The 14,896-nt window shown below is 58.3% G+C and carries 16 protein-coding genes and 1 pseudogene; 6 read left to right on the top strand and 11 right to left on the bottom strand.

Translation table 11 applies throughout. The features are described from left to right. Positions 1 to 7: 7 nt before the first annotated feature. Entirely contained in the window at positions 8 to 409 is a 402-nt protein-coding gene (locus MUY35_RS04200; protein ID WP_248364149.1) for a MerR family DNA-binding transcriptional regulator, read from the bottom strand. 250 nt (positions 410 to 659) lie between these two features. Beyond that, positions 660 to 1,028, bottom strand: a complete 369-nt coding sequence (locus MUY35_RS04195; RefSeq protein ID WP_248364148.1) for a MerR family DNA-binding transcriptional regulator — start codon at positions 1,026 to 1,028, stop codon at positions 660 to 662. A gap of 190 nt (positions 1,029 to 1,218) precedes the next feature. Between MUY35_RS04195 and MUY35_RS04190 the strand changes: the two genes are divergently transcribed. The 3 genes from MUY35_RS04190 to MUY35_RS04180 are packed head-to-tail and all read left to right on the top strand — an operon-like array spanning position 1,219 to position 3,532. Further along, a complete protein-coding gene (locus tag MUY35_RS04190) occupies positions 1,219 to 1,710 on the top strand; it encodes a PaaI family thioesterase (RefSeq protein ID WP_248364146.1) in 492 nt (163 codons plus the stop codon). Positions 1,711 to 1,718: 8 nt separating this feature from the next. Then, a complete protein-coding gene (locus tag MUY35_RS04185) occupies positions 1,719 to 2,222 on the top strand; it encodes a PaaI family thioesterase (RefSeq protein WP_248364310.1) in 504 nt (167 codons plus the stop codon). Then, the gene (locus MUY35_RS04180; RefSeq protein ID WP_248364144.1) at positions 2,219 to 3,532 is read left to right on the top strand and encodes an MATE family efflux transporter; all 1,314 of its coding nucleotides are present in this window, start codon (positions 2,219 to 2,221) and stop codon (positions 3,530 to 3,532) included. Before MUY35_RS04185 ends, MUY35_RS04180 begins: the two co-directional genes overlap by 4 nt. Here the strand turns inward: MUY35_RS04180 and arsC are convergent. Genes arsC through MUY35_RS04165 form a run of 3 tightly spaced genes read right to left on the bottom strand, consistent with a single transcriptional unit; the run spans position 3,529 to position 5,266 of the window. Next, entirely contained in the window at positions 3,529 to 3,870 is a 342-nt protein-coding gene (gene arsC / locus MUY35_RS04175) for an arsenate reductase (glutaredoxin) (RefSeq protein ID WP_248364142.1), read from the bottom strand. The genes MUY35_RS04180 and arsC overlap by 4 nt on opposite strands. Continuing rightward, positions 3,867 to 4,931: a quinone-dependent dihydroorotate dehydrogenase gene (locus MUY35_RS04170; RefSeq protein ID WP_248364141.1), complete on the bottom strand. Its 1,065-nt coding sequence runs from the start codon at positions 4,929 to 4,931 to the stop codon at positions 3,867 to 3,869. The genes arsC and MUY35_RS04170 overlap by 4 nt, the downstream gene beginning before the upstream one ends. Continuing rightward, positions 4,928 to 5,266 (bottom strand): DUF952 domain-containing protein, encoded by a 339-nt coding sequence (locus MUY35_RS04165; protein ID WP_248364140.1) that lies wholly within the window; start codon positions 5,264 to 5,266, stop codon positions 4,928 to 4,930. The genes MUY35_RS04170 and MUY35_RS04165 overlap by 4 nt, the downstream gene beginning before the upstream one ends. Before the next feature lie 179 nt (positions 5,267 to 5,445). Here MUY35_RS04165 and MUY35_RS04160 point away from each other — a divergent pair, with 179 nt between their 5' ends. Then, complete coding sequence (locus tag MUY35_RS04160) at positions 5,446 to 7,005, top strand: bifunctional metallophosphatase/5'-nucleotidase (protein WP_248364139.1); 1,560 nt, start codon at positions 5,446 to 5,448, stop codon at positions 7,003 to 7,005. A 78-nt stretch (positions 7,006 to 7,083) separates the two neighbouring features. Here the strand turns inward: MUY35_RS04160 and MUY35_RS04155 are convergent, their stop codons facing one another. Next, on the bottom strand, positions 7,084 to 7,626 hold the full coding sequence (locus MUY35_RS04155; protein ID WP_248364138.1) for a flavodoxin domain-containing protein: 543 nt from the start codon (positions 7,624 to 7,626) through the stop codon (positions 7,084 to 7,086). A 66-nt stretch (positions 7,627 to 7,692) separates the two neighbouring features. Here MUY35_RS04155 and MUY35_RS04150 point away from each other — a divergent pair. Together MUY35_RS04150 and MUY35_RS04145 are read left to right on the top strand one after the other, a co-directional pair. Further along, positions 7,693 to 7,794 (top strand): annotated as a pseudogene (locus MUY35_RS04150) (SOS response-associated peptidase); the annotation flags it as partial. A gap of 47 nt (positions 7,795 to 7,841) precedes the next feature. Then, a complete protein-coding gene (locus tag MUY35_RS04145) occupies positions 7,842 to 9,368 on the top strand; it encodes a malonyl-CoA synthase (RefSeq protein ID WP_248364137.1) in 1,527 nt (508 codons plus the stop codon). Here MUY35_RS04145 and MUY35_RS04140 read toward each other — a convergent pair. The 5 genes from MUY35_RS04140 to MUY35_RS04120 are packed head-to-tail and all read right to left on the bottom strand — an operon-like array spanning position 9,365 to position 14,883. Further along, complete coding sequence (locus MUY35_RS04140; protein ID WP_248364136.1) at positions 9,365 to 10,693, bottom strand: FAD-dependent oxidoreductase; 1,329 nt, start codon at positions 10,691 to 10,693, stop codon at positions 9,365 to 9,367. The two genes, MUY35_RS04145 and MUY35_RS04140, sit on opposite strands and share 4 nt — an antisense overlap. Before the next feature lie 5 nt (positions 10,694 to 10,698). Further along, positions 10,699 to 12,045, bottom strand: coding sequence for a glutamine synthetase family protein (locus MUY35_RS04135; RefSeq protein WP_248364135.1), 1,347 nt, complete (start codon positions 12,043 to 12,045; stop codon positions 10,699 to 10,701). Next, on the bottom strand, positions 12,042 to 12,854 hold the full coding sequence (locus MUY35_RS04130) for an ABC transporter permease (protein ID WP_248364133.1): 813 nt from the start codon (positions 12,852 to 12,854) through the stop codon (positions 12,042 to 12,044). The genes MUY35_RS04135 and MUY35_RS04130 overlap by 4 nt, the downstream gene beginning before the upstream one ends. Then, positions 12,851 to 13,741 (bottom strand): ABC transporter permease subunit, encoded by an 891-nt coding sequence (locus MUY35_RS04125; protein ID WP_248364131.1) that lies wholly within the window; start codon positions 13,739 to 13,741, stop codon positions 12,851 to 12,853. Before MUY35_RS04125 ends, MUY35_RS04130 begins: the two co-directional genes overlap by 4 nt. Then, entirely contained in the window at positions 13,738 to 14,883 is a 1,146-nt protein-coding gene (locus tag MUY35_RS04120) for an ABC transporter ATP-binding protein (protein WP_248364129.1), read from the bottom strand. The genes MUY35_RS04125 and MUY35_RS04120 overlap by 4 nt, the downstream gene beginning before the upstream one ends. Between the last annotated feature and the right edge of the window lie 13 nt (positions 14,884 to 14,896).

The following is a 14,896-nucleotide window of genomic DNA, read 5'->3' as shown; positions in this document are numbered from 1 at the left end:
GTCGTCCTTATTTCGGGTCTGAATTGTCATCGTCGAACGTGGCGATCTTTTCGCTCACCCAGTTCAACTGCTCTGTCAGATCGTCGATGGCGTCGTCCAATTCCTCGCGCTGGCGTTTAAGCCCCTCAAGATGACCTTGTGCCACCTCATAAGTGCGTTCGAGTTGGGTCTTCTGCTGGTCGCCGCGATCGTAAAGGTCCAGCAACTGCCGGATCTCTTCAAGCGAGAACCCAAAGCGTTTGCCGCGCAGGATCAGTTTCAGACGCGCACGGTCGCGCTTGGTGAACAGCCGTTTCTGGCCTTCGCGGATGGGCGCGATCAGCTCTTTTGCTTCATAAAAGCGTAGCGTCCTAGCCGTCACATCAAAGGCATCGCACATCTGGCGAATGGTCATAAGTTCGTCGGTCATACTATTCTCCAATCACTACCCGACGCCGGTCGTATGATCTAACCAGCTCGTCATACTATGTAAGCTTACGTTGACGTAAATGTAACGTGGCGTCAGAGGTTTTGTTGTCGTTACGTAACGTCGAAAAAAGACGACATGACGCAAGGGCATGTTTTTCAAGAAGAAATGAGGTTCCGCTAGGTTAGCGAAAAAACACGTCTACTGCGGTGAAGACCGGAAATCGCACAAAATAAAGGGGAAACACCCCGAATTAGTCCAGCGCTTTGGCCGCGTCATCGCGCAGTTTTTGCAGATCGGCGATGCTTTCTACCAGTTGCGACTGCTGAGTGCGCAGATCGGCCAATTGGCGGTCTGCCAGCTCAACCCAAGCCCGGTTTTGCGCCTCGGTGCCTTTTTCATCATAGATCAACAGCCACTGGCGAAGTTCTTCCAGCGAAAATCCAAACCGCCGTCCCCGTAAAATCAGCGTCATGCGGGCGACCTCGCGCGGGGTGTAGAACCGGGTGCGGCCTTCCTTTTCCGGGCTCAGAAGCTCAATGTATTCATAGTATCTGAGCGTGCGCGGGGTTACGTCAAACTTCGCGCACATTTCCTTGAAGGTCAGGCGGTCTTCGGTCATCTGTGCCCCATTTCCAGTCTTCATACGACCTAACGTAAAGGACCGGCGCAGAGGGCGCAATTGCGTAAAAGCACCTGCTTGTACTTTGGGAACGTCAGTTCATGAAACCGGGTGCCAAGGCGAAGTAAGGGGTGGACGCGCCATTTCCAAGGGCCAATAAAAGGCAGGAAATGCCAAAGGAGAATGCGGGATGATTAAGAACCTGACGCCAGAGAAAAAGGCGGAAATCGCTCGGAAATTCACCGAGGCCATTCCGCATTGCGGTGCATTGGGGATGACGCTGGACCATCTGGGCGACGGCGAGGCGGTGATGTCGATGCCTTACGATGCACGTTTTATCGGTGATCCGCGCACGGGTGTCATCCACGGCGGCGCGGTGTCGGCGCTGATGGATACGTGCTGTGGAACCGCAGTAATGAGCCACCCTGACGCCCCCGCGATCACTGCCACGATTGATCTGCGCATTGATTATATGCGCCCCGCCACGCCCGGCCAGAAGATCACCGCCCGCGCGACCTGCTATCACGTCACGCGATCAGTCGCGTTTGTGCGTGCCGTCGCCTTGGACGAAGACGAAAATCGCCCAGTGGCAACCGCGACAGGAGCCTTTTCGGCAGATGGTGATCCAAAACGACGGTCCACCGAAATCTCGGTTGAGATCAGCGGAGGTGACAAGCCATGAAAGGTACTGTGAAACGCCCCCGCCCAGAACCCGTCGAAGTGGTCAAGAAACGCCGCGATGCCACCTTATCTGCTCTTGTCGACAGCGTTCCCTATTTGAAATTTCTGGGTATCAGCGTGGAACGTCATGGGGATGAACTGACAGCTATCCTTCCGTTCTCGGACAAGCTGATTGGCAACCCGCTGCTGCCGGCAATTCATGGCGGTGTCACGGCGGCATTTCTGGAAACTGCGGCAGTGATAGAACTCAGCTGGGTATCGCTTTGGGAAGATATGGAGTCGGGCAAGCTGGATCCCGGCACGCTTGGCCCGGACAACCTGCCGTATCTGCCCAAGACCATCGACTTCTCAATCGACTATCTGCGGTCTGGCCTGCCGCGCGACGCCTATGCGCGGGCGCGGATCGTTCGGCAAGGGCGGCGCTATGCGTCGGTGCATGTTGAAGCATGGCAGGACAACCGCAACAAACTGTATGCGCAGGCCACGGGTCATTTCCTGATGCCCACGAAATGACAACCCGCCCTGCGCAGATCACCCACCGCCGCATCTTTGCGGTTGCGGGGCCGATCGTCCTGTCCAACGTCACGGTACCCATTTTGGGCATCGTGGACACCGGTGTCATCGGCCAGTTAGGCGAGGCAGCACCGATTGGCGCGGTTGGTATTGGCGCGGTTGTGATCACGACCTTCTATTGGTTGTTCGGCTTTCTCAGGATGGGCACCACCGGCCTGACCGCGCAGGCGCATGGTGCCGGACGCACGGGCGAGGTGTCGGCGATGCTGACCCGCGCCATGATGATTGCGGGGGTGGCCGGTCTTGCGTTGGTTGTGCTGCAGCTCCCGCTGTTTTGGGCGGCTTTCCAGATCGCGCCCGCCTCGGCTGAAGTTGAGCGCATGGCGCAAGACTATCTTTCCATTCGGATCTGGGGTGCGCCCTTCGCCATTTCGATTTATGCGCTGACAGGCTGGCTGATTGCGCTGGAACGCGCCAAGTCGGTGCTGGTGCTGCAAGTCGCGTTGAACGGCATCAACATCGTGCTGGACCTGTGGTTCGTTCTTGGTCTGGGCTGGGGGATCGAAGGTGTGGCCGTGGCTACCTTGATCGCGGAATTTGGCGGCGCGGTGCTGGGCCTGTGGCTGTGCCGTGATGCCTTCCACAACCCGGCCTGGCGCGACCGCACACGGGTGCTGGACCGCGCGACCTTGACGCGCATGGCCGTCGTCAATTCGGACATCATGATCCGCTCGCTGCTGCTGACTGCGATCTTCACCAGCTTCATGTTCTTTGGCGCGCGTTTCTCGGACGTCGAACTTGCGGCCAACCAGATCCTTTTGCAATTTCTGCACGTGACGGCCTATGCGATGGACGGGTTTGCCTTCGGGGCGGAAACCTTCGTTGGCCAAGCGCTGGGCGCGCGCAATAAGGCTGGGCTGCGCCGCGCTGCGATCATGTCCAGCCAGTGGGGGGCGGGCATTTCTTGTGTGCTGGCATTGGGGTTCCTGTTGTTCGGGGGGATGGCCATTGACCTGATGACCACCGCAGAAGAGGTGCGCGCCACTGCGCGGGTCTTCCTGATCTATATGGTCTTCGCGCCTTTGCTCGGCTGGCCGTCTTGGATGCTGGACGGGATATTCATCGGTGCAACCCGCACCGCCGATATGCGCAACATGATGATCGTATCCGCGGTGATCTATATCATCGCTGTGCTGAGCCTGATGCCGATTTTCGGCAATCACGGGCTATGGTTGGCGTTGCTTGTTTCGTACATCGCGCGCGGCGTGACGCTGGGTCTGCGTTATCCTGCGTTGGAGGTGGCGACCTAAAGAATGTCGATTACGCTTTCAGGTGGGCGACCGATCCGGGCTTTTCCGTCTTTGATCACAATGGGGCGTTCGATCAGGATCGGGTGCGCGACCATCGCGGCGATCAGATCATTGTCGGGGGTGTCTGCGCTTAGCCCAAGCTCTTTAAACTGCTTTTCGCCTTTGCGCATGATCGCGATTGGGGGGACCGCCAGCGCGGTCAGAACTGCGCGCAGCGTGGCCTCGTCCGGCGCGTCGTCAAGATAGCGGCGCACGACCACATCCTCGCCACGCTCTTCAAGGATTGCCAGTGTCTGGCGCGATTTTGAACAGCGCGGGTTGTGCCAAATCTCGGTCATAGCCAGTCCTTCCGACCTGTGCCGACAGCATCTGAGACATGGTCAAAGCCATCGCGTTCCAAAAGCTTATCAAGACCCAAGGCGATCTCTTCCACGAGGCTGAGCCCCTTATAGGCCAGCGAAGAATAAAGTTGCACGATCGAGGCGCCAGCGCGGATTTTCTGATAGGCATCGTCGGCCGAAGCGATCCCGCCGACGCCGATCAGGGGCATCTTGCCGTCTGTCAATTCGGACAAGCGGGCCAGAACGCGGGTCGATCTCTCAAACAGGGGCGGGCCAGACAGGCCACCGGCCTCTGCCTTAAACGGGCTTTTCAGACCTTCGCGTGACAGGGTGGTGTTGGTGGCGATGACGGCATCGACGTTAACCTCAAGCGCGACGCCTGCAACTTCGGACAGTTCCTCGTCGCTGAGGTCGGGGGCGATTTTCAGAAAGATTGGCGTGTATTTGTCCTGCCCTTCGCGGGCTTCAAGCACGCCGGACAACAGCCCGCGCAGCGCATCAGCGCCTTGCAAATCGCGCAGCTTTTCGGTGTTGGGCGAACTGACATTGATGGTGGCAAAATCCACATGCGGGCCGCAGGTTTCAAACACGTGCACATAATCGGCGGCACGATCTTCGCTGTCCTTATTGGCCCCAAGGTTCAATCCAACGGGTACCGGGCGGCGGCGCGAGCGGCGGGTTAGCCGCGCGGCGGCGGCCTCCATCCCTTCATTGTTAAAACCGAAGCGGTTGATGACGGCCTGATCTTCCGTCAGTCGGAACAGGCGGGGCTTGGGATTGCCCCGTTGCGGACGCGGCGTCACCGCCCCGACCTCGACAAACCCGAACCCGGCTTGGGTCAACGCGTCAACCACGGTTGCATTCTTATCGTAACCTGCCGCAAGTCCCACTGGGTTCAAAAGGTCCATCCCGCAGAACTTGGTCTTAAGCCGGTCTGTCGTGACCATCCCCGAAAGCGGCACAATGCCTGCTTTCATCGCCATCAGCGCCAAGCCATGCGATCGTTCGGGATCCACCTGATGAAGTGCCTTAAGCGCAATTTTCTCGATCAGGTTCATGCAAGGCTCTCGGGAAATTTGTGCCCATCGGGGCCAAGAGGTAGCGCGCGATGCCATAAAGCTTCGGACAACATTAATTCGCGATAAAGATGCGGAAACAGGGTACCGCCGCGCGCGGGCTCCCATTTCAGGGCGTCACCCATGGCGTCTGCTTCAAATGCTACCAGCACCAAGCCGTCCTCACCCGCGAAATGCTTTGCAGCAGTTTCTTGCGCCTGTTCAGCGGTTGAGAAATGGATATAGCCGTCGTCCAAATCAATGGGGGCACCCATTGTCTTGCCTGAGGTCTGAAATGCCTGCCATTCGGCGGCGCGTAGAATTTTGTATATCTGCATGCCCCTGATGTGACTCGCGGGGCAACATTCGTCAAGACATGTAGGATTTGACTAGGAAAGGCGCACGAAGGCACGTCATTCTACCGTTACGTCAACCTGCCATCTTAAGCGCGGTCTTTGACAAGGCAGGCCGACTCGCGTCAACCTGTTCGCAATATACCAATAACAGGGGGTTCCCAATGATAACGCGTTTTTTGACAACGGTTGCAGCACTGGCGGTGACAGCTGGCACGGCGGCTGCGGACTATACGCTGACCGTACTACACACCAACGACTTTCATGCCCGGTTCGAGCCGATCAGCAAATACGATTCCGGCTGTTCGGCAGAAGATAACACAGCAGGCGAGTGCTTTGGCGGTTCAGCCCGTCTGGTCAGCGCACTGGCCGAGGCGCGCGCACGGTCCAACAACTCGATCCTCGTGGACGGTGGCGACCAATTCCAGGGCACGCTGTTTTATACCTATTACAAGGGCAAACTGGCTGCCGAAATGATGAACAAGATGGGCTATGACGCGATGACTGTGGGCAACCACGAGTTTGACGATGGCCCAGAAGTTCTAAGCGGCTTTATGGATGCGGTGGATTTTCCCGTGTTGATGTCAAACGCCGATGTCTCGGGTGAAGAACTGCTGGCCGGTAAGCTTGCAAAGTCCGCCGTGATCGAACGTGGCGGCGAAAAGCTGGGCCTGATCGGCCTAACCCCGCAAGACACCGACGAACTGGCGTCGCCCGGACCCAACGTGATTTTTACCGATCCGGTACAAGCGGTGCAGGGCGAGGTCGACAAGCTGACCGCCGAAGGCGTGAACAAGATCATCGTGCTAAGCCATTCGGGCTATCGCGTTGACCAGACGATTGCCGAGGGAACGACGGGTGTCGATATCATTGTGGGCGGCCATACCAACACGCTTCTGTCCAACACAAACGAAAGTGCCGAGGGGCCTTACCCGACAATGGTCGGCTCGACCGCGATCGTGTCGGCCTATGCCTATGGCAAGTTTCTTGGCGAGCTAAATGTAACGTTCGACGATGAGGGCAATATCACAGAAGCCACAGGCGAGCCGATCATCATGGACGGAGCTGTCGCTGAAGACGAGGCGACTGTTGCGCGCATCACAGAAGCTGCAGCACCGCTTGAGGAAATCCGCAACAAAGTGGTGGCTGAAACAGCCGAGTTGATCGACGGTGAACGGGACAGCTGTCGCGCCAAGGAATGCGCCATGGGCAACATCATCGCCGATGCGATGCTGGACCGGGTGAAAGATCAAGGCATTGAGATCGCACTTGCGAATGGCGGTGGTATCCGCGCGTCAATTGATGCGGGTGAGGTGACGATGGGCGAAGTGCTGACCGTGCTTCCGTTTCAGAACACTCTGTCGACCTTCCAAGTGTCCGGCGCGACAATTCTCGAGGCGCTGGAGAATGGCGTCAGCCAACATGAAGAAGGCGCGGGCCGCTTTCTCCAGGTTGCCGGTCTAAAATACGCGTTTGATGTGTCGAAGCCGGCAGGCGAACGTGTGTCGGACGTGATGGTAGGCGAGGCGCCGATTGATCCAGAGAAGACCTATGGCGTTGTGTCTAACAACTACGTGCGCAACGGCGGCGACGGCTTTAAAATGTTCCTCGACGCTGAGAACGCTTATGATTTTGGTCCTGATCTGGCGGATGTAACCGCCGAATACATGGCCAAGATGGGTCCGGTCACACCGATGCTGGATGGGCGCATTACCCAGAAGTAAGTCGGGTTATTAAAGCATTTCCCCCGCGGTGCGAACGGCGGGGGATATTCGTAGTCAGACGACGCGGCAGCGGGCAATCTAGCCTTCAGCCCACCGTTTTGTCGCCAATAGGATGCGCGCACCGAACCGACGGGCGTTATCAAGATCGTCTGCGGGCAGGTCATCGGCTTCACCCAGTTGTTCCGTCACCATCAAACCCAGCCAACTTCCATCTCGATTCACGCCGGGCCTGTTTGGTTTGACCGGCGCGCCGATGTCGGATTGACCGACCCAGATCATACCCATTTGGGCGGCAAAGGTGGATAGCCGCTGCAATGTGGCAAGTTTGTCGCCCGACGGGTGGATGCCCGTTGTGAAGCCTGCGGCGATTTTATCGACCCACAGCCCGTCCTCCCACCTTGTGTCGACCTCTTCGAGAAATTGGCTGAAACGGGCGGCGGCGGATCCCATATAGGTGGGCGCGCCGAAGATGATGGCATCGGCGGCGTCAAGCGCGGCCCAATCGTCATTGGATATTGCCTCGACATTGATCAGGCGCGCAGATGTGCCAATCCCGTCTGCAATCGCTGCGGCGATGCGTTTGGTGTGACCAAATCCCGAGAAATAGGGCAAGCAAATCATTCGATTTTTCATTCCGCCAAGATGACGCAACTGGCGACGGTGTCAAAGGCAAGTTAGGTTGACGGCATGTGTGGAGGAAATGCCATGACTCTGCCGCTGGATGCGATGGTGAAACTTTTTGCGGCGCAACCTGCGAATAGTCTGCCAGACGTCCCAAACGTCAATGTTTACGTAACCACGCAAGGCTAATCCGCACCTGTTGTCAGGAGGACGAAATGTACGATCTGAACCATCTTGCCCAAGCCATCTCGCGCGCCTCGGACGGGCGCCATGACGCGGTTTTTCTGACCGATGGGCAGGCGGGGAATACCACAACCTATGGCGCGTTTTGGGCAAATGCGGAACGGATGGCGGCGGCGTTGGTTGGCTTGGGGTTGCAACCAGGTGACCGAGTGGCCGTGCAGGCGCCCAAAGAAACAGCGATGTTGGAACTCTACGTGGGCACGGTGCTGGCAGGTGGTGTCTTCCTGCCGCTGAATACGGCCTATACACCGGACGAGGTCGCGTATTTTCTTGGCGACGCAAGCCCGCGCGTTTTCGTCTGCGACACGGCGAAGCTGGAGGCCCTGAGCCCTGTGGCGCAAAATGCCGAGGTGGAACATGTCCTAACACTGGGCATAGGCGAGGCGGGCAGTTTGGTTGATCTTCGCGATGCGCAATCGCACGGCTTCAATGCTGTCGCACGTGAGCCGCTGGATCTGGCCGCGATCCTCTATACCTCGGGTACGACGGGGCGCTCGAAGGGTGCGATGTTGACCCATCGGGCGTTGGCCTCAAACAGCGAAACGCTCAGTGATTACTGGCGGTTTACCGACACAGACGTTTTGATCCACGCGCTTCCAATCTTCCACACCCATGGCTTGTTCGTCGCGACCAACGTGACGCTGATGGCAGGTGGATCAGCGGTCTTTCTGCCGGGGTTCGATGCCGACGCGATCATCGCCGCCATGCCGAAGGCGACCGCGTTGATGGGCGTGCCGACCTACTATACCCGGCTTTTGAAAGACCCGCGTTTGGCGGATGCGTCAAAGAATATGCGGCTGTTTGTGTCAGGCTCGGCCCCGCTTTTGGCGGAAACCCACGACCGGTGGCGCGAGGTCACAGGCCACGCAATCCTAGAGCGTTACGGTATGACCGAGACGAACATGAACACCTCGAACCCCTATGATGGCGACCGCCGCGCGGGAACAGTGGGCCTGCCACTGCCGGGGGTCGAGGTGAAAGTCTGTGACCCCGACACTGACGCGACCTTGCCCGAGGGTGAAATTGGCGTGCTTGAAGTGCGCGGCGACAATGTCTTTGCGGGCTATTGGCAGATGCCCGACAAAACTGCCGAAGAATTGCGGCCTGATGGGTGGTTCATCACCGGCGATCTGGCGATGATTGACGCAGATGGCTATGTTACCATCGTCGGGCGCGGCAATGATTTGATCATCACAGGCGGCTTCAATGTCTACCCGAAAGAGGTTGAAGCCGTCATCGACGATCTGCCGGGCGTGCTGGAAAGCGCCGTCATCGGCGTGCCGCATGAGGATTTTGGCGAGGGCGTTGTCGCCGTGGTCGTCGCGCAGCCGGTCGCGTCCATGGATGAAGCCGCAATCATGGCGGGCGTTGCGGGCAAACTTGCCAAGTTCAAACAGCCCAAGCGCGCAATCATCGTGGACGAGCTGCCCCGCAACACGATGGGTAAAGTGCAGAAAAACGTGATGCGCCAGACCTATGCGGATGTGCTGAAAGCTTAAGGCTTGGGCGGTGGACCATCCTTCAGGCGGTAACCCAACACCGCCCCATGCAAATAGCTGCGTCGCAGCCGTGGGAACGGAAAGCGGGGCAGGGTGCGGGTATGGACGGGTAGCTCGCCCCCGCGCCCAAGTGCCATATCCGCCAGCCGTGCGCCCACCCACGTGCCCATCGCGACCCCGTTGCCGTGATAGTTCATTCCGGCCCAAGCATTGTCCCAATCGCCGACCGGGCCAGCATAGGGCAACAGATCGCGCGAAAGGCTGACGAGGCCTGACCAGAAATGTGGTGTCTCGATATCGGCCCAAGCGGGGAACATGGCCGCGAGTTCTCTGTTCAGGCGCGCGCGCATTGCCGCTTGCCCCTGCGCGCTTGCCCCCACATTTCCGCGCGCACCGAACAGGAAACGCCGGTCGGGCAAAAGGCGGAAATAATGCAGCAGGTGGCGGCTGTCATAGGCCATCAGATCGGTGGTCCAGCCTTGCGCGGCGATCTCGTCATCTGTCAGCGGACGGGTCACGAGGATGTTGGACTGCAGCGGCAGGTATCGCCCGGTCATCCAATCTGGCAGGCCGTCGGTCCCATACCCGTTGGTGGCAAGGATCAGCTTTTGGGTCGTCAGTCGTCCGGTTGGCGTTTCAAGCAGATAACCGAAGTCGGTCTGGGTGATATTCAACACCGGGCTATCTGCATGAATTGTCACCCCGGCGTCATTGGCCGCGTTCGTTAGTCCAGAGGCGTATGCCCCGGGGTTTAGGGCAAAGCCCAACGGCACATGAAGCCCGCCATGAAAGGTGCCAGCCATGCCGCGTGCGGCCAGTTCAGCGCATTCGATCAGCGTGGCCCTTACGCCATAGGCTGCCCATTCTTCCTGTTCAGCGCGCAGGTCGGACATGATGCGGGGATGGTGGGCCAGTTGCAGTTCACCATTGGAATGGGTGTCGGCATCTATGTCGTGGGCGTCCAGAAGGTGGGCCACAAGATCAATCGCATCGCGCTGGGCGTTGAAATAGGCCTGTGCTGCGTCCGCGCCAAAGCGCTTCCGGATCGCGCTAAGGCCCAGCTTGTCACCGCCGATGCAACAAAACCCGCCATTGCGACCGGACGCGCCCCAACCGGGGCTATGCGCTTCCAGCAGAGTGACCTGAACGCCCGCTTGCGCCAAGTGAAGCGCGGCAGAGAGACCGGTATAGCCACCGCCGATGACCGCCACTTCGGCGCGAGCATCACCTTCCAGCGACGGCCAATCCCCTTGCGGCACGGGCCAGATACATTCGGCCCGTGCGGCGCCGGAATACGCGTAGTCTTCGTAAATACGGCGCGTCATGGGCCTTAGAGGCGGCCAAGATAGGCGCGATATTCAACATGACTGATTTCATTGGTCAGTTGGTCGATTTCATCCAATCGCACGGCGGAATAGATGTCGCGGTAGCGTTCGCCAAAGATGTCGGCGGCGATGTCGGATTGCGAGAACCGGTCGACAGCGCGGATCCAGTCTGCGGTCAAACGTGGTGCGGTCTCGGCGTTTGGGTCATCCAAGGGCAACGGCAGGTCTGGTTTCGTTTCCAACCCATGCAGAATGCCGCCGAGAATGGCGGTGATGACCAGATAGGGGTTCACATCCGCCCCTGCGATGCGGTGCTCCAGCCTTGCGCCGGGGCCCGAGACCTCAGGCAGGCGGACACCGGCGGCGCGGTTGTCATAGCCCCAATCGGGGGCCGAGGGGGCAAAGCTCATCGGGCGATAGCGGCGATAGGAGTTCAGGTGCGGTGCAAAGATGGCCTGCAGATCGCGCATGGTGTCAAGCGACCCACCCACCGCTGCGCGCAGCGTATCAGACGCCTCTCCGCTGCCATCGTCAAAGATGTTCTTGCCCTCACGATCCACGACCGAGGCGTGCAGATGCATCCCATTGCCGGGGTGATCGGCATAGGGTTTGGCCATAAACGTGGCCTCCATCCCGTGATTGCGTGCGACACCGCGCACCAGCCGCTTGAACAACAACGCCGTGTCGGCGGCCTTCATCACGTCATCGGTATGGTGGAAGTTCACCTCGAACTGACCGGGGCCGTATTCGGCGATCAGCGTATCGGTGGCGATACCTTGAATGGCCGAAACCTCAAGAATGTCGTCCAACACATCTTGGGTGCGTTCCAGCACCTCAAGGTCATAGTTCTGCGCGTCCGGGCTGCGGTCGGGCGGGGTTGGGGGTTCGTCTTCGCTCTGGCGCGGTTGGATCAGATAGAATTCCAGCTCGCTCGCCAAGACAGGATGCCAACCTTTGTCGTGGAACCGGTCAACCATGTTTGCCAGCAACTTGCGCGAGGATAATTCACTGATCTTGCCGGTATCCGGGTCAAGCATTTCGACCTGAACCTGCGCCATGTTGCCTTTGGCCCACGGCACTGGTTTCAGCGATCCGGGGATCGGCACGATGCGTCCGTCCGGGTCGCCGACAACGATGCCCAACCCGGTTTCTGTCACCTCTGCGCCCAAGATATTCGGCACATAGGTCGAATGGGGCAGGCGCACGGCACCTTCCGTCAGCTTCTTTTCGTCATCGCCCGGCAGCCATTTGCCCCGCAGAACGGCATTGATGTCACACAACATCAGCTCAAGCCGGTCCGGTCGGCCATGGGTTTTGCAATACTGCGCGTATTCCTCAAGAAAATCGCTCATATGATGGCCTCTTGTTCGTCTTTCTGACGTTTGGCAATGGATCGTTTCGAGGTGAGCGAGGCACCAATCACACCCACTGTCACAAGGCCGATCATGATCGTGGACAGGGCGTTGATTTCAGGACTGACCCCCAGACGCACCGCCGAGAAGATTTTGATCGGAAGGGTGGTCGAGCTTGGGCCCGAGGTGAATGAGGCGATCACCAGATCGTCCAGCGATAGGGTGAAGGCCAACAGCCAACCCGATACGACCGCGGGCATGATGATGGGTAGGGTGACAAGGCGAAACGCCTCAAACCCCGTGCAGCCCAGATCAAGCGCGGCCTCTTCCAGTGACTGGTCGAAGGTCACAAGGCGCGATGACACCACGACAGACACAAAACACATCGAGAATGTGGTGTGTGCAAGCACGATCGTCAGCACCCCGCGATCCAACCCGATTGCGATGAATAGCAAAAGCAGCGACAGACCGGTGATGACTTCAGGCATCACGAGGGGCGCATAGATCATGCCCGAAAACACTGTGCGACCGGGGAAGCGGCCCGCCCGCACCATGACATAAGCGGCCATGGTGCCCAAAACGGTGGCAATGGACGACGACATCACAGCCACTTTCAGCGTGACCCATGCCGCGTCCAGAAACGCCTCGTTGCGGAACAGCTCGCCATACCACTTGGTCGAAAAGCCCGACCAGACGGTGACAAGTTTGCCTGCGTTGAACGAATAGGTGATCAGAATGATCATCGGGATATAGAGGAACGCAAAGCCCAGCGTCAGGGATACGGTGTTGAACCAGGATAGACGCCTCATTTCTCGGCCTCCCGCTGTTTTTCTTCGTTCCGTTGGAACAGAACGATGGGGATGATCAGAAGCAGCAAAAGGACGACGGCGACCGCCGAGGCAACCGGCCAGTCGCGGTTCGAGAAGAACTCCTCCCACAAGACCTTACCGATCATCAGGGTTTTCGATCCGCCCAGAAGGGCCGGAATGACAAACTCACCCATGGCCGGGATGAAGACGAGGAACGATCCCGCGATGATCCCCTGCTTGGACAGCGGCATCGTCACGAGCCAGAAGGCTTTCAGGCGGGAACATCCCAGATCCTCCGCCGCTTCCAGCAGGCTTTCGTCCAGCCGTTCCAGCGCCGAATAGATCGGTAGGACCATGAATGGCAAATAGGTGTAAACGATGCCGATATAGACGGCGATGTTGGTGTTCAGGATGACCAGAGGCTCCTGAATAACGCCCAGATACATCAAAAGCTGGTTCAACAGCCCCTCGTTCGACAGGATCGCCTTCCACGAATAAACGCGGATCAGGAAGCTGGTCCAGAATGGCAGGATGATCAACATCATCAGGGTCGGGCGCCATTCGTCCGGCGCGCGGCTCATCCCATAGGCGATGGGATAACCGACCATCAGCGTCAGGATGGTCGAGATGATGGCGATCTTCAGGCTGGACAGATAGGCCTTCCAGTAAAGATCATCCGAGGCGAGCCAGAAGTAGTTTTCCAGATCAAGCGCAATCCACCAGGCCTTGATGCCTTCCCACCCTTGCGAGATATCAAGCGTCGGGGTGTAGGGCGGAATGGCAAGTGCGGTGTCTGACAGGCTGATTTTCAGCACGATCAGGAACGGCACCAGAAACAGGGCGAGAAGCCACAGATAGGGGACAGAGATCAGGCCAAAGCGTTTCATTGGTTTAACACCACGCCGGCCGTGTCGGTGAAGCTAAGCCAGACCTTTTCTTCCCACGTGATCTGACGGCGTTGGATGCGTCTTGTGTTGGCGACCTGCGCCTTGATCGTTTCACCTGACGCAGTCTCGATCACATAAGTGGACATGTTGCCAAGATAGGCGATGTCCAGAACCTTGCCCTTGATCACGTTCGTCTGATCCTTGGGGCGTGAGGTATAGATGCTGAGTTTTTCGGGCCGCACCGCCAAGGTCGCAACCGCGCCTGCTTCTATTTCGCTGCGTGCGATACCTGTGAGTTCTGATTGCCCTTCGGCCCAACTGATGGACGCATGCCCTTCGCTGGTCTTGGTCACATTGCCCCTGATCAGGTTCACGTCGCCAATGAAGTCCGCCACATAGATGGATTTCGGTTCCTCATAAATTTTCGAAGGCGTATCCACCTGAATGATTTTGCCATGATCCATCACGGCGATCCGGCTGGCGACGGTCATCGCCTCTTCCTGGTCGTGGGTCACGATCACGAAGGTGGTGCCGGTCTTTTCCTGAATGTCCATCAGTTCAAACTGGGTGTCTTGGCGCAGCTTTTTGTCCAGCGCGCCAAGCGGTTCGTCCAAGAGCAGCAGTTTCGGAGCTTTCGCCAGTGACCGCGCAAGCGCGACGCGCTGGCGTTGACCGCCCGAGATTTGATGCGGTTTGCGGTTGGCGAATTTGTTCAATTGGACAAGAGACAGCATTTCCTCGACGCGCGCTTCGATCTTGTCTTTTGGCTGTTTGTCGCGTTTCAAGCCGAACGCGATGTTCTCAGCAACCGACAGGTGCGGAAACAGCGCATAGCTTTGAAACATCATGTTCACGGCGCGCTTGTTTGGCGGGATACGGGCCACGTCCTGCCCGTCGATCAAGATTTTCCCCTCGGTCGGCGTTTCAAATCCGGCAAGCATCCGCATCATCGTGGTCTTGCCACAGCCGGACGGGCCGAGAAGCGCAAAAAATTCTTCTGGGTAAATGTCGATGGAAAGGTCGTCAATCGCAGTGAAGTCACCCCAGCGTTTGGTGACATTCTGGAACTGGATCAAAGGCTTGGCCTGGGCGTCTTCCCATGGTGCGAAAACAGAGACCGGTGCGGTGGCGGCGTCAGACATGATAACCTCGGGA

It is taken from the genome of Aliiroseovarius sp. S1339 (genome assembly GCF_023195695.1).
Classification (GTDB): Bacteria; Pseudomonadota; Alphaproteobacteria; order Rhodobacterales; family Rhodobacteraceae; genus Aliiroseovarius.
Note: the sequence above shows the minus strand (reverse complement) of the source record. Positions and strands in the feature narration are given on the sequence as shown.